General features: G+C 70.3%; 14 protein-coding genes and 4 pseudogenes. 12 read left to right on the top strand and 6 right to left on the bottom strand.

All coding sequences use genetic code 11. The features are described from left to right. Positions 1–64 precede the first annotated feature (64 nt). Positions 65–1,339, top strand: coding sequence for an MFS transporter (locus tag BJF85_RS03785; protein WP_083665895.1), 1,275 nt, complete (start codon positions 65–67; stop codon positions 1,337–1,339). Here the strand turns inward: BJF85_RS03785 and BJF85_RS03780 are convergent. Continuing rightward, a complete protein-coding gene (locus BJF85_RS03780) occupies positions 1,271–1,945 on the bottom strand; it encodes an O-methyltransferase (RefSeq protein WP_075845777.1) in 675 nt (224 codons plus the stop codon). The two genes, BJF85_RS03785 and BJF85_RS03780, sit on opposite strands and share 69 nt — an antisense overlap. Before the next feature lie 366 nt (positions 1,946–2,311). On the opposite strand from BJF85_RS03780, the pseudogene sigE reads away from it, so the two are divergent. The 6 genes and pseudogenes from sigE (at position 2,312) to tatB (ending at position 6,162) form a co-directional block, all read left to right on the top strand. After that, positions 2,312–2,892: pseudogene (sigE, locus tag BJF85_RS03775) on the top strand (RNA polymerase sigma factor SigE). Continuing rightward, positions 2,889–3,245 (top strand): anti-sigma factor, encoded by a 357-nt coding sequence (locus tag BJF85_RS03770; protein WP_075845776.1) that lies wholly within the window; start codon positions 2,889–2,891, stop codon positions 3,243–3,245. Before sigE ends, BJF85_RS03770 begins: the two are co-directional and overlap by 4 nt. 5 nt (positions 3,246–3,250) lie before the next feature. Beyond that, complete coding sequence (locus tag BJF85_RS31055) at positions 3,251–3,526, top strand: hypothetical protein (RefSeq protein ID WP_187346860.1); 276 nt, start codon at positions 3,251–3,253, stop codon at positions 3,524–3,526. Further along, on the top strand, positions 3,505–3,837 hold the full coding sequence (locus tag BJF85_RS28360; protein ID WP_222844433.1) for a hypothetical protein: 333 nt from the start codon (positions 3,505–3,507) through the stop codon (positions 3,835–3,837). The genes BJF85_RS31055 and BJF85_RS28360 overlap by 22 nt, the downstream gene beginning before the upstream one ends. A gap of 189 nt (positions 3,838–4,026) precedes the next feature. Beyond that, a pseudogene (locus BJF85_RS03755) lies at positions 4,027–5,650 on the top strand (S1C family serine protease). 47 nt (positions 5,651–5,697) lie between these two features. Then, positions 5,698–6,162, top strand: coding sequence for a Sec-independent protein translocase protein TatB (tatB, locus tag BJF85_RS03750; protein ID WP_075845773.1), 465 nt, complete (start codon positions 5,698–5,700; stop codon positions 6,160–6,162). Between the two features lie 475 nt (positions 6,163–6,637). Here the strand turns inward: tatB and BJF85_RS03745 are convergent, their stop codons facing one another. Both BJF85_RS03745 and BJF85_RS03740 read right to left on the bottom strand, forming a co-directional pair. Further along, positions 6,638–7,774, bottom strand: a complete 1,137-nt coding sequence (locus BJF85_RS03745) for an Mrp/NBP35 family ATP-binding protein (protein ID WP_369822071.1) — start codon at positions 7,772–7,774, stop codon at positions 6,638–6,640. 5 nt (positions 7,775–7,779) lie between these two features. Beyond that, positions 7,780–8,466, bottom strand: coding sequence for a GNAT family N-acetyltransferase (locus BJF85_RS03740; protein ID WP_075845771.1), 687 nt, complete (start codon positions 8,464–8,466; stop codon positions 7,780–7,782). A gap of 216 nt (positions 8,467–8,682) precedes the next feature. Between BJF85_RS03740 and BJF85_RS03735 the strand changes: the two genes are divergently transcribed. The 5 genes and pseudogenes from BJF85_RS03735 to BJF85_RS03715 all read left to right on the top strand — a co-directional run bounded on the left by BJF85_RS03735 (position 8,683) and on the right by BJF85_RS03715 (position 13,808). Next, a complete protein-coding gene (locus BJF85_RS03735) occupies positions 8,683–9,210 on the top strand; it encodes a general stress protein (protein WP_075845830.1) in 528 nt (175 codons plus the stop codon). 298 nt (positions 9,211–9,508) lie between these two features. After that, positions 9,509–10,834: an ABC transporter substrate-binding protein gene (locus tag BJF85_RS03730; RefSeq protein WP_075845829.1), complete on the top strand. Its 1,326-nt coding sequence runs from the start codon at positions 9,509–9,511 to the stop codon at positions 10,832–10,834. Continuing rightward, positions 10,831–11,784: a carbohydrate ABC transporter permease gene (locus tag BJF85_RS03725; RefSeq protein ID WP_075845770.1), complete on the top strand. Its 954-nt coding sequence runs from the start codon at positions 10,831–10,833 to the stop codon at positions 11,782–11,784. Before BJF85_RS03730 ends, BJF85_RS03725 begins: the two co-directional genes overlap by 4 nt. Further along, positions 11,784–12,622 (top strand): annotated as a pseudogene (locus BJF85_RS03720) (carbohydrate ABC transporter permease). The gene BJF85_RS03725 and the pseudogene BJF85_RS03720 overlap by 1 nt, the downstream one beginning before the upstream one ends. Positions 12,623–12,626: 4 nt before the next feature. Then, positions 12,627–13,808, top strand: a complete 1,182-nt coding sequence (locus tag BJF85_RS03715; RefSeq protein WP_075845769.1) for an ABC transporter ATP-binding protein — start codon at positions 12,627–12,629, stop codon at positions 13,806–13,808. Between the two features lie 66 nt (positions 13,809–13,874). Here the strand turns inward: BJF85_RS03715 and BJF85_RS03710 are convergent, their stop codons facing one another. The 3 genes and pseudogenes from BJF85_RS03710 to BJF85_RS03700 form a co-directional block, all read right to left on the bottom strand. Then, the gene (locus BJF85_RS03710) at positions 13,875–14,717 is read right to left on the bottom strand and encodes a ParB N-terminal domain-containing protein (RefSeq protein WP_075845768.1); all 843 of its coding nucleotides are present in this window, start codon (positions 14,715–14,717) and stop codon (positions 13,875–13,877) included. Beyond that, positions 14,717–15,415, bottom strand: a complete 699-nt coding sequence (locus BJF85_RS03705) for a metallophosphoesterase (protein WP_075845767.1) — start codon at positions 15,413–15,415, stop codon at positions 14,717–14,719. The genes BJF85_RS03710 and BJF85_RS03705 overlap by 1 nt, the downstream gene beginning before the upstream one ends. Positions 15,416–15,665: 250 nt before the next feature. Beyond that, a pseudogene (locus tag BJF85_RS03700) lies at positions 15,666–16,816 on the bottom strand (magnesium and cobalt transport protein CorA). Between the last annotated feature and the right edge of the window lie 311 nt (positions 16,817–17,127).

The following is a 17,127-nucleotide window of genomic DNA, read 5'->3' as shown; positions in this document are numbered from 1 at the left end:
GCATCGATTGTCGCCCATCGGTGTATTAGACGTATCGGTTCGTGAGTACTTAGCGTCAGTAACCATGTCTACTGAACAGGTGCCGGTCCGGCGCGTCACGCTCGCGATCGCCGCCGCGGGCATCTGCTCGTTCGCCCTGCTGTACGCGCCGCAACCGCTGTTGCCGCAGCTGGCCGAGCAGTACGCGCTCGATGCGGGCAGCGCCTCGCTGGCGATCAGCGTCGCGACCGGTGCCCTGGCCATCGCCGTGCTGCCGCTGGCCGTGCTGTCGGAGATCGTCGGCCGCAAACCGGTGATCGTGGCGTCGGTGCTGGCCTCGGCGGCGCTGGCGCTCGCGCTGCCGTTCGCGCCGACCTTCGAGGTGTTCCTGGTGCTCAGGGCGTTGCAGGGCGTGGCGATCGCCGGCTTCCCCGGTGTCGCGTCGGCCTACCTCGCCGAACGGCTCGGCACCGCGGGCGTGGCCGCCGCCGTGGGCGCCATGGTCGCGGGCAACACGATCGGCGGCCTGTCCGGACGGCTGTCGGTGGGCTGGACGACCGACGCGCTCGGTTGGCACGGCGCGCTGGCCGTCATCGGCGCGTTCGGCCTGGTCTGCGCCGTCGTCACGGCCACGACCCTGCCGGGCCTGCCGCCGCGCGCGACGCGTCCGCGGATGGCCGACGTCGGCAGGGGACTGGTCGCCGCCGTACGCGACCGCACGCTGTTGGCCCAGTACGCCGTCGCGCTGCTGGCGATGGGCTCGTTCGTCGCGCTGTACAACGTGGCGACGTTCCGGCTGACCGGGGAGCTCGGCCTGAGCCCGGCGTTGGCGTCGCTGGTGTTCCTGGCCTACGCGGGCGGGGCGATCGCCTCGACCCGCGCCGGCAGGCTCGTCGCCCGGTTCGGCCGGGTCCGGTCCGCGAGCGCGGCACTGGCGCTCACGATCGTGGGCGCGCTGCTGACCCTGCCCGACTCGATCACGCTGATCTCGGTGGGCTTCGCCGTGCTCACGGTGGCCTTCTTCACCGCCCACTCCGTGGCGGGCGGCTGGGCGGCGGCCGAAGCGCCCGCCGAGGGCCGCGGCCAGGTCGGCGGGCTCTACAACGCCGCGTACTACCTGGGCAGCAGTATCGGCGGCTCGATCGGGGCGTACGTCTACACCCACGCGGGCTGGGGTGCGCTCGTCGCGACCGTCTCCGGCTGGCTCGCGCTCGGCATCGCCGCCGTGTTGCTGACGCGGACCCGCGCCCGCCCGGTGGCTGCCGAACCTGCCGAACCTGCCGAGCCGGTGTCAGGCGGGCTCGGGGGCGACCGCGCCGGCGAGCAGACCGCCGCCCAGAGGCAACACGGCCGGGTGTAACCGGTCGTCGTCGCGCATGGCCCTGGCGACGTCGCGCAGCGCCAGCAGCCTCGGGTCGCGCTGGGCGTGGTCGCCGATGCGGCCGTCGGCCAGGACGTTGTGGAACACGATCACCCCGCCGGGCCGCAGCAGCTGCACGCCCTGGGCGAAGTAGCCCGGGTACTCGACGAGCGTCGCGTCGGCGAACACCAGGTCGTAGCCGCCCGAGGTGAGCCGGGACAGCACGTCGAGCGCGCGCCCGGTGATCGTGCGCACCCGCCCCGGCGGGTAGCCGGCCGCGCCGAACACGCGCCGGGCCGAACGGTGGAACTCCGGCTCCCAGTCGATCGTGGTCAGGATCCCGTCGGGGGCCATCCCGCGCAGCAGGTGCAGCCCGCTGACGCCGGTGCCCGTTCCGATCTCGACGACCGCCCTGGCCTGCACCGTCGTGGCCAGCAGCGCCAGTGCCGCGCCCGTCGCGGGTGACACCGCACCACAGCCCAGCTCCTCCGCGCGCGCCCGCGCGCCGAGGAGCGCGTCGTCCTCGGCCGCGAAGCCGCTGACGAACGCGTCGAACCCGCCGACACCGTCGGCGAGCGCCGCGGCCGGGTCTGTTTCGGATGTCACGCGCAGAAGGTTAGCGCGCCGGGGTGGGTGTCCCCGGTCACCACGCCCCTGACGCCGAACGCCCGCCCGCGCGGTGACCAGCGGACATGTGATCCGAGACTCTCAGGCCGCTCTCAGCCGCACCTCATGGAATCCGTAAGGAGAGCGGCAAGACTGCGTCTCACGTGGGGAACACGGATCGGCCGGGAACATGAACTCCCGTGCCGACGTTGAACGGCTAAGAAGGGGACCAGTCCGATGGAGGTGCCTCCGCTGTCACAGAGTGCCGCGACGCCGACGGTGCAGCCCACCGACAACCAGCCGGGCCCGGCCGAGACCGCCGTGCCTGTGCAGACGACCGTGCAGGACGCGGGGCAGCAGTCTGCCGTGTCCGAGCACGCCTCGTCCGAGCACGCCGCGATCGCCGGTGGCGCCGAGACGTGGACGCCGCCCACGTGGGACGAGGTGGTTCGCGAGCACGCCGACCGCGTCTACCGGCTGGCCTACCGGCTCTCCGGCAACGCCCACGACGCCGAGGACCTCACGCAGGAGACGTTCATCCGCGTGTTCCGGTCGCTGGCCTCGTACAAGCCCGGCACCTTCGAGGGCTGGTTGCACCGCATCACCACGAACCTGTTCCTCGACATGGCCCGGCGCCGCTCGCGCGTGCGCATGGAGGGCCTGCCCGAGGACACCGACCGCATCGTGGGCGACGACCCGAGCCCCGAGCAGGTCTACTCCGAGACCCATCTCGACCCCGATCTGCAGACCGCGCTCGACGAGCTGCCGCCCGAGTTCCGCGCCGCCGTCGTGCTGTGTGACGTCGAAGGACTGTCGTACGAGGAGATCGGCGCGACCCTCGACGTAAGCTCGGCACCGTACGCAGCAGGATCCACCGCGGCCGGCAGGCGCTGAAGGCGTCGCTCGAACGGGCCGCGGCCGCACGAAGTCGGGAGGCGCTCGGATGAGCCGTCAGCTGGGGTTCGGCCTTCCGGAGTCGCATCTCCTGCCGGACGCGGTGGTGGCGTTCGTGGACAACGAGATGTCCCCGGCGGCCACCGAGCGCGCGGCCGAGCACGTGGCCCACTGCCCGTGGTGCGCGGCCGATGTCGACGCCCAGCGTCAGGTGCGGGCCGCGGTGCAGGACGCGCGGGAGCCGTCGATGTCGGCGGGCTTCCTGGCCAGCTGCGGTCCATTCCGCAGGACACCGACGTCGACGCCACCCCGGACAACCTCGCGGTCACCGAGGACGGCCAGCTCGTCGCCGTGCAGCGGCCGGGCCGGATCGCCGGACTACGCGGACGGGCCGTCGGCGGGGTGACGCCGTTGGGAGGATCCGAGCCCCTCGGTCGGTCGGCACTGGGCCGGTCGGCACTGGGGCGATCGGGGGCGGCGCGGTCGGCACTGGGGCGGATGAGCCTGGGCCGGACGGCCCCGATCGGCCGATCCGCTCCCACCGTGGGCTCCGACAGCCCCGTCGCCGAGGATGGTCAGGACGCGGCCGACACCACCGATTCCGGCGACGGTGACGGACAGGGCGGCGGTCAGGGCAAGCGCCGCGCAGCCCAGGCGCCGGTGTCGTGGTGTCCGGACTCGTGCTGAGCGCGCTGGCGATCGTCGGCACCACCGTGGCGCCGATCGGCGAGAGCCACCGCACGCAGACCGGCGGCGACCAGCCGAACACCAACGTCCTGCGGGCGCAGTTCGGCAACTCCAACTCCGCGAAGGCCGGCGCCTCCGAACCGGCTGGCACGTCGAAGGCTGCGGTGCCGTCGCCGTCGCGGGATGCCGATGACGCCGCGACGACCCCGGCCACGACGTCCGGCACGGCACCGGCCGTGAGCTCGGCCGCCAAGGTGCCTGTGGCGACCACCGCGGCGGTGGCCCCCGGCGCACCGTCCCCACACCGCTGAGTTCCCACGCCGCCGAGTCCCCGCCGGCCGCGGCGCCCCGCCGCTGACCGGCGGCGCGCGGCCCACGCCGACTTCACCGCCCACGCGCCATGATCGGTTCGGATGCTCCCGGGGCGCTGTGCGTCCCCGGCGGCACACGTAGTCTCCGTCCGAGTCACGAGCACGCGACGAACCGTTTGTCAGGGGAAGATGAGCCAGCCACCGAACTCGTCCCAGGAGGGCCACCACGACGACGGCCACGCCGGCCAGAACGGCCAGGGCGGTCAGGCCGGTCACAGCGGTCAGGGTGGCGGAGTCGGTCCGGACCAGGCCGGTCGGGAGAGCGGGGAGCCGCGGCTGCGCCCACGGCCCATCGCGCGACCCGCGGTCGACCCGTCCGCGGCTGCGACGTTCGGCAGGCCCCGCGGTGTCGACGGCTCGTTCGACGAACTGCCCGCCCGCGGCTCCGACCACGCGCCCGCGGTGTCGGCCCCGCCCGCACCCGAATCGCTCGTCGAGGCCTTCAGTCGTCCGCCCGGCGCCGAGGACGTCATCCTGCAGCGTCCCTACGGTGACCAGGCAACGTCAATCAGCAGGGCAGCGGCGACGGGGACGAACCGCTGTGGGCCTCCGAGGGCGACCCGTGGCGTGACCCGGGCGCGGCGCCATGCTCAGCACCCCCGCCGTCAGCACCGCCGAGGACGAACCCGACGACGACACCGAGAAGAAACCCGGCGCGCAGCTGAGCGTGCCGGAACTGCTGTTCGGCAGGCGCGTCAAACCGACCGCACTGGCGCTGCTCGCCGTCGTGGCGCTGGCCGTCGGCGCGGTCGGCGGCGTCGTCGGCTGGGCCGTCGGCACCACCGGTGACGAGCTGCGCGGCGAACTCAACCTCGCCGAGGCCGAGGCGGCCAAGGAACGCCCGGCCGACTCGATCGCCGGCATCGCCCAGCGCGTCGCACCCGCGGTCGTGTCGATCGAGGTCACCTCGGGCCAGAACGGCGGCGTGGGCTCGGGTGTCGTCATCGACGGCGAGGGCTACGTGCTCACCAACCACCACGTCATCTCCCAGGCCGTCGACTCCGAGGGCACCGAGATCTCCACCGTCTTCACCGACGGCACGCGCGTGCAGGCACAGGTCGTCGGCAGCGACCCGCACACCGACCTGGCCGTGCTCAAGGTCAACGTCGACGATCCGGTCGTCATCGAGGTCGGCCGTTCGTCCGAACTCGCGCCGGGCGACGGGGTCGTCGCCGTCGGCTCGCCGTTCGGCCTGGAGAACACCGTGACCGAGGGCATCGTCAGTGCCGTCGACCGGCCCGTCACGGCGCTGGGGGAGAACGGCCAGCCCAACGTCACCTACGACGCCATCCAGACCGACGCCGCGATCAACCCCGGCAACTCCGGCGGCGCGCTCGTCGACGCCCGCGGCGCGCTGGTGGGCATCAACTCGATGATCCGCACCGGCGGTGAGGGCGAGGGCGGCAGCATCGGCCTCGGCTTCGCCATCCCCGTCGACCAGGCGATGCGCATCGCGGAAGCGCTGATCCGCGACGGCGAGGTCACGCACGCCGACATGGGCGTCAACGCGGCGTCGGTGTCGGCGAACACCTCCGAGGGTGCCCAGGTGCAGAACGTGCGAGGTCAGGGGCCCGCGGACCGGGCGGGTATCCGCGAGGGCGACGTGATCACCCGCATCGGCGAGCGGCAGGTGCGCAACGCGGCCGAGCTGACCGTCGCGGTCCGCGAACACGACGTCGACGAGACCGTGCCGGTGCGGCTCGTGCGTGACGGCAGGGCACTTACTGTCGATGTCACCCTGGGTTCAGACTGACCTTGTAGGCTGACCCCCGAGCGGTCGAAGACGCGGAGGTTACCCAGGTGTTCGAGAGCATTGGCTGGAGCGAGATTCTCATTCTCCTCGTGGCGGCACTGTTCATCCTGGGCCCGGAACGGCTGCCCGAGGCCGCATCGTGGCTGGGCAAGTCCATGCGGAAGGTGCGCGACTTCGCGACCGGCGCGCGGCAGCAGCTCAAGAACGAAATGGGCACGGAGTACGAGGAGTTCCGCAAGCCCATCGAGGACCTGCGCGGACTGCGCAACTTCGACCCGAAGCGCGCCGTCACCCAGCATCTGTTCGACGGCGACCCCGACCCGGTCGGCCTCAACGACATCAATGCCACCCGCCCCGTCGGGGGCGACGGCCCGCGCAGCAACGGTTCCGCAGGCTCGGCGGGCGCCGCGGGTGCGAACGGTTCGGCGGCGGTCGGCGGCGGAGGCGCGACCCGCGGTGGCGACCCCCTCAAGCCCGGCGAGAACCCCCCGGTGGACCCGGACGCCACGTAACCCCCGGCCCCCGCGGCCGTGTCAGCAACACACGTCGCCGTGTTGGCATCTCGCGCGGCCGTGTCAGCATCTCGCGCGGCCGTGTCAGCATCTCGCGCGGCCGTGTCAGCGTTCTACGTCGCCGTGTCAGCGTTTCGCGTCACGGTGTTGCCTACGCGCGGCGCCGCGTTGTGAGACGTAGACCCTACTTTCGTCGTATTCCGGCAACCCCACGATGCCGTGATGCGTAACCCTGGTGCCGGGGATCTTCGACCGGCGCTTTTCCGCAGGGGACGGGCTCGTCATGCCCGCGGAGGAGGACCCGAGGCACCCGAAACTGGGGGTGAGTGCCTCGGGTCCTCGGTCCCAACTCACAACACGGCGACGCGAGACGCCAACACCGCGTCGCGAAGTGCTGACACGGCGACGCGAAGTGCTGACACGGCGACGCCAACTCACAACACGGCGACGCGAGGTGCTGACACGGCGGCGTTCGTTAGTTGCCGGCGGGGGAGACGTTGAGCATCATGCCGGCGAGCCCGCGGGCCCGGACCGACAGCTTCTCCGCGGCCGAACGCAGCACCTCGGACGCGCCCGACTCGGGGTCGGACAGCACGAGGGGCGTACCGGCGTCGCCCTGTTCCCGCAGCTTCGTCTCGAGCGGCACCTGGCCGAGCAGCGGCACCTCGGAGCCGACGGACTTCGACAGCGAGTCGGCGACGGTCTGCCCGCCGCCGGAGCCGAAGATCTCCATCCGCGACCCGTCGGGGCCTTCGAACCACGACATGTTCTCGATCACGCCCGCGATGCGCTGACGCGTCTGCAGCGCGATCGCGCCGGCGCGCTCGGCCACCTCGGCGGCGGCCTGCTGCGGCGTGGTGACGACGAGGATCTCGGCGTTTGGGATCAGCTGCGCGACGGAGATCGCGATGTCGCCGGTGCCCGGGGGCAGGTCGAGCAGCAGGATGTCGAGGTCGCCCCAGAACACGTCCGCGAGGAACTGCTGGAGCGCGCGGTGCAGCATCGGCCCGCGCCACACCACGGGCGTGTTGCCGGGCGTGAACATGCCGATGGAGATGACCTTCACGCCGTGCGCCTGCGGCGGCATGATCATCGACTCGACCTTGGTGGGCTTCTCGTCGGCACCCAGCATGCGAGGCACGGAGTGGCCGTAGATGTCGGCGTCGACGACGCCCACCTTGAGGCCGCGCTCGGCCATCGCCGCGGCCAGGTTGACGGTGACGCTGGACTTGCCGACGCCGCCCTTGCCGGACGCGACGCAGTACACGCGGGTCATCGAGCCGGGCTGGGCGAACGGGATCACCGGCTCCTCGGCGTCGCCGCGGAGCTGTTTGCGCAGCTCGGTGCGCTGCTCGTCGCTCATGACGTCGAGTTCGACCTGCACGTCGGTGACGCCGGACAGCTCGCTGACGGCGGCCTTCGTGTCCTTGGTGATCGTGTCCTTCATGGGGCACCCGGCCACCGTGAGGTACACCCCGACCGTCACGACGCCGTCGTCGCCCACGGTGATGTCCTTGACCATGCCGAGTTCGGTGATCGGTTTGTGGATCTCCGGGTCCTGCACCGAGTTCAGTGCTGTGCGGACGGTCTCGACACTGGGCTTGTCTTGCATGGTGGTCACTGCTCGGGCACCGACCTTCTGTCGCTGGCGGTTGCTTGTGCTCCTTTCATGCTACGTGTCCACTCCGCCCTGGTGAGCCCGTACTCGACATCACCGTGCTCGGCGCCCTCCAGTGGTTCGTCCCAGACGGGGAAGAACGTGCGGACCAGCCGCAGTCCGCATTTCTCGAGGACGCGGCGGCTGGCGGTGTTGACGGCCATCGTCGTCGCGACCACCCGGTCGGCGCCTGCCTCCGTGAACGCGGCGTGGACGAGGGCGCGGGCGCCTTCGGTGGCGTAGCCGTGGCCCCAGGCGGCGCGGGCCAGGCGGTAGCCGAGTTCGAGGGACGCGGGGGAGCGGCGCGGTAGCAGTGGCGAGTCGGTCACCGGGCGCAGCAGGAACCAGCCGAGGAACCGCCCGCCGTCCCGGGTCTCGGCGGCGAGGTAGTGGGGCAGTTGCCGCCGCCCGTCCGGGTCGGTGTGATTCGTGCCCGCGGCGACCATGCGCGGTACCTCCTCGCGGGCGACCACGTCGGTGGCGGACCCGCTTTGCGCGGGCGGGCCGAGGTGGCGCATCACGTCGGGGTCGGTGTGCAGCGCGACGATGTGGGCGGTGTCGCCGCTGGTCAGGGGCCGCAGAAGAAGGCGGTCGGTGCGTAGCAGCGGCGGGGCGGGCACCGGGGACGTCCCGGACACGGGGGCCATGCGCCCAGCATGGTGCGCCCGGCCCCGGGTCACCACCGGTTTCGCCCTGTGCGGCCTGCGGGGCGGTGGTCGAGGCGCGTAGGTATCCGGTGATCCGGACATCCTCCTGGAGTCCGTATTGTTGTCTCTAAGGTTGTTGTCGCTACGTATCGCCCGGGCAGGCAGTGCGGGCGTGGCAGGCGACTCGACAACACGGAGAGGTCGAAGGCACAGGTGATGATGGTGACCGGTCCACTTTCGCCAGGACCAGGACGACAGGCGCCGGGGCTGCCGAAGCTGCCGACGCCGCCCACCGGCTGGCCGATCGGCTCGTACAACACCTACGAAGAGGCGCAGCGCGCCGTCGATTACCTGGCCGACAGCGATTTCAAGGTGCAGGACGTGACGATCGTCGGCGTCGACCTGATGCTCGTCGAGCGGGTCATCGGCAGGTTGTCGTGGGGGCGCGTGCTCGGTACGGGTGCGGCGTCGGGCGCGTGGTTCGGTCTGTTCGTGGGCCTGCTGCTGAGCATGTTCAGCGCCGGCGAGGGCATGGCGTTGGCGCCGATCGGCATCGGTCTGGTCGTCGGTGTCGGCTTCGGCATGGCGTTCGCGGCGGTGAGCTACGCCTCGACGCGGGGGCGGCGGGACTTCTCGTCGTCGAGCCAGCTCGTGGCGGGCCGCTACGACGTGCTCTGCCAGCCGCGCAACGCCGAGCAGGGCCGCGATCTGCTCGCGAAGCTGAGCATGGGCATGCACGGCTGACCCGCCCGAACGGACCCACTGCCGGCACCGCAGCCGGCACCCAGAGTTGATCAGCGGACGGCACGCGCCGTCCGCTGATTGCGTTTCGCGGTCTTTTCGTCGCGTTTCCCGGCCTGCGCGTCCCCGAATCGTTACAGTGTGTGCTTGCCCTGCGGGCCCGCGGGGAATACTTTCCCGAGCTGATCACCCGAGCGGCGGAATCACCCCGTTCGGAGCACTGTGTTCTGAGCCCATGCACGACGGCGTGCGGAGGACCACCTCCTTCGGCGGCCGCGTGTACGGCGTGGAGGAGGAGGAGATGGCGATACCGCGGACGCGACCTCGCCGGCACCGGCCGCCCGTACGGGCGCTGGCGTCGGCCTGCACGCTCCTGACCGGCGCGAGCGTGCTCACCGCGTGCGGCACCGGCGACAGCACGGCGATCAACGTCTATTACGCGCCCGAGGACAACTTCCAGACCGTCGTCGACAACTGCAACGAGGAGGCCGACGGCCGGTACCGGATCGTCTACAACCGACTGCCGCGCGACGCGGACGGCCAGCGGGAGCAGATGGTCCGCAGGCTCGCGGCCGACGACGAGACGATGGACGTGCTGGGCCTCGACGTCACGTGGGTGCCCGAGTTCGCCGAGGCCGGCTGGATCGAGGAGTGGACCGGCGAGCACAAGGCCGAGGCCGAACGCGACGTCCTGCCCGGACCGCTGCGCACCGCGCAGTGGGACGACAAGCTCTGGGCCGCGCCGAAGAACACCAACGTCCAGCTGCTCTGGTACGACCAGCGCATCACGCCCGAACCGCCGGCGACGTGGGAGGAGATGATGCAGACCTCCCGTGAGCTCGAGCAGCAGGGCGATCCGCATCAGATCCTGTTCACCGGCGCCCAGTACGAGGGCCTGGTCGTCGTGTTCAACTCGATCGTCGAGTCGGCGGGCGGGCGGATCCTGTCGGACGACGGGCAGCGCGTGGTCGTCGACGAGGGCGCGGTGGAGGCGTTGCGCATCCTCAAGGAGGTCAGCAGCACCGGACTGACCGACCCGTCGCTGACGAACCAGCAGGAGGACGAGGTCCGGTTGACGATGCAGCAGGGACGCGGGGCGTTCCAGCTGAACTGGCCGTTCGTCTACGCCTCCTACGCGGCGGAGCAGCCCGAGGAACTCGAGCACTTCCAGTGGGCGCCGTATCCGGGCGTCGTCGAGGGCGAACCGGGCCGCAGCACCATCGGCGGTTACGACCTGGCCGTGTCGTCGGCGTCGCAGCAGAAACCGGAGGCGTTCGAGGCGGCGTTGTGCCTGCGCAGCGCCGAGCACCAGAAGTTCTCCGCGCTGCGCGACGGTGTTCCGCCGACCATCTCCTCGGTCTACGACGACACCGAGCCGCTCGACCCGTCGCGGCCGGCCGATCCCGAGGACAACCCGAGCATGGCGACCGAGTACCCGATGCGCGAGGACATCCGCGAGGCGCTCGAGACCGCCGCGGTCCGCCCGCTCACCCCGGCGTACCAGAACCTGTCGACCGTGATGGCGAAGGTGCTCTCGCCGCCGTCCGAGATCGATCCCGAACGCACGGCGGAGCGGCTGCGCGACGAGCTGACCGACGCGCTCGACTCGAAGGGCGTGATCCCATGAGCGACACCGTGACCGAGTCGGCAGGCGCGCCGGAACGCGCCGAACCGCCCGCGCCGAAGGCGAAACTGAGCGAGGGCAAGAAGGCCGAGCGCAGGCTCGGCTGGCTGCTGTGCGCCCCGGCCGCGATCGTGATGCTCGCCGTCACCGGCTACCCGATCCTCTACTCGATCTGGTTGTCGATGCAGCGGTACGACCTGCGGTTCCCCGACGAGCGCGAGTTCGTGTGGTTCGAGAACTACGCGGCCGTGCTCACCAACTCGTACTGGTGGACCTCGTTCGGCACCACGATGCTGATCACGGTCGTCACGGTCGCGATCGAGCTCGTGCTCGGCATGGGACTGGCGCTGGTCATGCACCGGACCCTCGTCGGTCGCGGTCTGGTTCGGACGGTAGCGCTGATCCCGTACGGCATCGTGACGGTGGCCGCGGCGTTCTCGTGGTACTACGCCTGGACACCGGGAACCGGCTACCTGGCCAACGCGCTCGCCGACGGTGGCGCGCCGTTGACCGAGTACGGCTCGTCCCTGATGATCATCATGCTGGCGGAGATCTGGAAGACCACACCGTTCATGGCGCTGCTGTTGATGGCGGGCCTGGCGCTGGTCCCGGACGATCTGATGCGGGCGGCGTCGATGGACGGCGCCAACGCGTGGCAACGGTTCATCAAGGTGATGGTGCCGGTGATGAAACCGGCGATCCTGGTGGCGTTGCTGTTCCGCACGTTGGACGCGTTCCGGATCTTCGACAACATCTTCGTGCTGACCGGCGGGGCCAACGACACCTCGTCGGTGTCGATGCAGACGTACAACAACCTCATCAAGGGGTTGAACCTCGGTATCGGATCCGCCATGGCCGTGCTCATCTTCCTGACGGTCGCGCTCATCGCGTTCGTCTTCGTGAAGGGCTTCGGCACGGCGGCACCGGGCAGCGACGACGGAGGTAAGCGCTGATGGTCATGCAGACTGCCACCGTGGGGCGCAAGGCACGTTGGGTGCTGCTCGACATCATCGTGGTGGCGTACGCACTCGTCCCCGTGCTGTGGATCGCGTCGCTGTCGTTCAAGACGCCCGCGACGCTCGGCGACGGGCACTTCATCCCTCGCGAATGGACACTCGAGAACTATCGCGACATCTTCGCGATGGGCGAGTTCATCCGGCCGTTGATCAACTCGATCGGCATCTCGCTGATCTCCACGCTGATCGCGGTGATCCTCGGCATGATGGCGGCGTACGCGATCGCGCGGCTCGACTTCCCCGGCAAGAAGGCACTGATCGGGGTGTCGTTGCTGATCGCGATGTTCCCGCAGATCTCGTTGGTGACGCCGCTGTTCAACATCGAGCGTCAGCTCGGACTGTTCGACACGTGGCCGGGGCTGATCCTGCCGTACATCACGTTCGCCCTGCCGTTGGCGATCTACACGCTGTCGTCGTTCTTCCGGGAGATCCCGTGGGAACTGGAGAAGGCGGCCAAGATGGACGGTGCCAGCCCGGCGCAGGCGTTCCGCAAGGTGATCGCCCCGCTGGCGGCGCCCGGTGTGTTCACCACGGCGATCCTGGTGTTCATCCTGTGCTGGAACGACTTCCTGTTCGCGATCTCGTTGACCTCCACCGAGGCCTCGCGCACCGTTCCGGCGGCCCTGTCGTTCTTCACCGGCGCCTCGCAGTTCGAGGATCCGACGGGGACGATCTCCGCGGCCGCGTGGTGATCACCATCCCGATCATTCTGTTCGTGTTGTTCTTCCAGCGCCGCATCGTCGCGGGGCTGACGTCCGGTGCCGTGAAGGGGTAAGGCAATGGCAGAGATCGTGCTCGACAAGGTGACCAAGCGCTACCCCGACGGAGCGCTCGCCGTGTCCGAGATGAACATCGAGATCGCCGACGGCGAGTTCATCATCCTGGTCGGCCCGTCCGGCTGCGGGAAGTCGACCGCGCTGAACATGATCGCCGGCCTGGAGGACATCTCCGGCGGAGAGCTGCGCATCGACGGGCAGCGCGCCAACGAGAAGTCGCCGAAGGACCGCGACATCGCGATGGTGTTCCAGTCGTACGCGCTCTACCCGCACATGAGCGTGCGGGAGAACATGGCGTTCCCGCTGCGGCTGGCGAAGGTCGACGACGCGACCGTCGAGTCCAAGGTGGACGAGGCGGCGCAGATCCTCGACCTGACCCAGCATCTGGACCGCAAACCGGCCAACCTGTCCGGTGGTCAGCGGCAGCGGGTTGCGATGGGCAGGGCGATCGTGCGGAGCCCGAAGGCGTTCCTGATGGACGAACCGCTGTCCAACCTGGACGCCAAGCTGCGCGGGCAGATGCGGACGTCGGTGTCGAAGCTGCAGAAGCAGCTCGGCACGACCACCGTGTACGTCACGCACGACCAGACCGAGGCGATGACCCTCGGCGACCGGGTCGTGGTGCTGCGCAGCGGGCACGTGCAGCAGATCGGGTCGCCGCAGTTCCTCTACGACCAGCCGGCGAACCTGTTCGTCGCCGGGTTCATCGGCTCGCCGTCGATGAACTTCGTCCCGGCCTCGCTCGAGGACGGCGTGCTGAAGAGCCCGCTGGGCGACGTGCCGCTGACCGACCGCATCCGCGGCCTGGTCGAGGCGTCGGGAGCGGGCCGTGAGGTCGTGATGGGCATCCGGCCCGAGCACTTCGAGGACGCCGCGCTCGTGGACGACAAGCACCGCGCCTCCGGTGCCTCGTTCCGGTCCACCGTGGACGTGCTCGAGTCGATGGGTGCCGAGAAGTACGCCTACTTCTCGGCCGACTCCTCGCTCGCGCAGACCGCGGAACTGGCGGAACTGGCCGCTGACGCCGGATCGGCCGACGTCCCGGGCACGGGCGCGACGATCGTGACCCGACTCGACGCGGCCTCGGCCGCCACCGAGGGGGTCACGATGGACGTCTGGTTCGACCCGGACCGCATCCAGCTGTTCGACCCGAAGTCCGGCCGGAACATCACGTTCGAGGGCTGAGTTCCGGTTCGGGGGCTCGCCGGGCGGCACCGGCGGGCCCCCGACCACCGGGTCGTGGTCGGGTGTTCAGCGTCGGCGGGTGCGGATGGTCTCGATGATGTCGTCGTCCCAGTCGTGGCTGCGCATCAGGTGGTAGCGCTCGCCCGCCACCCACAGGTACGCCTCGGCCTCCGTGCGCGTGCCCATGAGATCGGCCTGGCGCAGCATCCGCACCACCGGTTGGTACTCGTCGGCATACCAGCGCGCGGCGACGCTCGTGCGGTCGAGGAACCGGTCCTCGTCCTGCATCAGGCGGAACCCCCACGCCTCGACGTGCTCGCCGAGCTCGGCGTAGTCCCACGGGTCGGTGACCACGACCGAGGCGCGCGCCTCGCCGGTCAGCGGCACGCGTTCGAGGAACAGCCTGCGGTAGTCCTTGACGATCAGGTCGCCGCGATGCCGAATGCCCGCCGGGTCCAGTTTGGTCCGCACCTCGGTGACGTAGGCGTCGATCGTGTCGAGTCCGAGCGCGTGCGCCACCGACACCCGGTGGTGGCCGTCGATGACGAAGTGCAGTTCCCCCACGCGGTAGACCTCGATGGGCGGCACCGACTCGCCGCGCCTGCTGGCGAGGGCGAGCCGTTCCCAGCGTTGCCGCACGCGGCCCGACGTCGGGCGGAACCGGCGGTCGAAATCGGCCTCCCGGTTGACGCTGCCGACGATCGAGCTCAACTTCACCACGCGCAGCCCGATGCGGCGTTCGCCGGCCCAACCGAGTGCGGCGACCACCTCGTCGAACGGCAGGGTGATGTTGACGTCGTCCGGTTCGCCGCGCAGCCACGTCGACAGCCGCGACAGGACCTGCTTGCGCCGGGCGCGCAGGAAGTCGTGCTCGGCGTCGGCGCGGGGGAAGCCGGTGTCGCGACCCATCAGGAGTCCATTCGGGATTCCGCTCGGGGTCGTGGGGAATCGGCGGGGGAGCCGAGGTCGAGCACGTGCGCGCCGACGACGTTGCGCACGATCGTTCCGGTGCCGTCGGGCCCGGGGATCAGCCGGTCGGGCGCGGGCTCGCCGTACGGGTGGATGTGACCGTGCAGCAGCCAGCGCGGGCGCAGCAGCCGTACCGTCCGGTGTAGACAGTCGAAACCGTGGTGCGGCGGATCCTCGCGGTCGCCGAGTCCGCGCGGCGGACTGTGCGTGAGCAGCACGTCGACGGGCTTGCGGCCGGCCCGCCACGTCAGCAGACGTGCGCGGCGCGCCGCGGCCGACTGGGTCCACTGGTTCGGACCACCGCTGTAGCGCACGGAACCGCCGAGCCCGGCGATACGCAGGCCCGCGACGGTGACGACGCGGCCGTCGGCGTCGACTCCGCCCGCCGGACCCGGCCACACGGCCGGCATCCCGGCGCGGAGCGCGAGCCCGCGGTGCCGGGTGAAGCCCGACAGGTCCGGATCGTGGTTGCCGGGGACGAACACCAGCGGCGCGTCCAGCACGTCGGCCAGCTGCTCCAGGTAGGCGAACGGCAGGTCGCCCGCGCCGAGCACGACGTCGACGTCCAGGCCGAACCCGCGCTGCCCACACCACAGCGTCTCGTCGACCTCGTCGGCGACCACCAGCGCTCGCACCATGGCGACAGAATACGCGCGACATCGACGTCGCGGCCGGTCAAGCGGGTGGGTTCACACCGGCGCAGGCAGAGCTCAGTGGGTCACGGCGGCGGCGTCGGGGTTGAGGGCGATGAACGCGACGACGCCCACCACCCAGACGATGCTCAGCGTCAGGGCCCAGAACTTCAGATCGGTCAGTTTGCGGATCATGATGTGTCCCCATCGAGGGTGGTCGAACGAAGATTCCTCGGAAGCGGCCGGTGGCCGGCCTTCAGAGCCAGCCGTTCTTCCGGAATATCCGATAGAGCAGCAGACACGTGCCGAGAATGACCGCGAGCACGGCCGGATAGCCGTACTTGAAACCCAGCTCCGGCATGTAGTCGAAGTTCATGCCGTAGATCCCGGCCATCGCCGTCGGGGTGGCGATGATCGCCGCCCACGAGGTGATCTTGCGCATGTCGGAGTTCATCTTGCGCATATCGGTGTTGAGCTGGAGCGTCAGCTTCCCGATCGTCGCGTCCACGAGGGTCGTCAGCAGCTCGTCGAACCCTTCGACGCGCTCGGCCACCGTCGTCACGTGGTCGTGCACGTTGCGGAAGTACGAGCGCACCTCCTCGGGCACCAGCCGCGGATACCCCTCCGACAGGCGCAGCAGCGGTGTCCCGAGCGGGGAGACCGCCCGCCGCAGTTCGAGGACCTCGCGTTTGAACAGGTAGATCTGCTCCGAGGTGACCCGCGTGCGCGGGGCGAACACCTCGGTCTCCATCTCGTCGATGTCGTCCTCGATGCGGTCGGTGACCTCGAGGAAATGGTCGACGACGTGGTCGGCGATCGCGTGCAACACCGCGTAGGGACCGTGGGCCAGCTGTTCGGGATCGGCGTCGAGCTCCCGTCTCAGCCGGGCGAGGCCGGCCATGGTGCCGTGCCGGACGGTGATGATGAAGTCGCGGCCGACGAACGTCATGAGCTCGCCGGACTCGACGATCTCGTTGGCGGTCGTGGGCGATTCGTGCTCCACGTAGCGCACGGTGCGGAACACCATGAACAGCGTGTCGTCGTAGCGTTCGAGCTTCGGCCGCTGGTGTGCGTGCACCGCGTCCTCGACGGCGAGCTCGTGCAGGCCGAACGTGTCGGCGATGCCCTGGATCTGTTCCTCGGTGGGTTCGTGCAGTCCGATCCAGACGAATCCGTCGCCCCGTCGGCGCACCTCGTGGACGGCCTCGTCGTGCGTCCACGTGCCCTCCTGGCGGACGCGTCGACGTACACGCCGCAGTCGACCACCGCCGCGGACAGGGGCGGACCGGTGCCGCCCGGCGGCGGGACGGCCGAACGCGGGCGGTGGTTGTCGCGGCTGACGTCACGGCCACGGCCCTTGCCGAGGCCTTTCGGGCCACGGCCGCGCAGGCCGCCGAACGAGGGAATCTAAGGCATCGGATCTCCAGGAGACGGAAAGCTCGTGGACCGCTTCCGTGCCGGAGGCCGAATGCCGGGGGATCAGCTGTCGATCACGCGGAATCGGAACGGCGGGAGGAAACGGCGGGAGTGCGTAAGAGACGTACTTCCGGAAGCCGGACTGAGCGGATTGTCGTCATTGGGCATCTGCGTTCCTCACCTCCTCCGATGAGTGCGTGGCGTGACTCGCGTTGACGCGCTGTGCGCCGATGGTCAAGGGTACTCGTAGAGGGCGTCTCGTCGTCGGGGGATGGACGGGAACGGCCCTGACGTGCGATGAG

This window comes from Saccharomonospora sp. CUA-673, assembly GCF_001942305.1.
GTDB lineage: Bacteria > Actinomycetota > Actinomycetes > Mycobacteriales > Pseudonocardiaceae > Prauserella.
The sequence above is the reverse complement of the archived record's forward strand: the minus strand, read 5'-3'. Positions and strand labels throughout refer to the sequence as shown.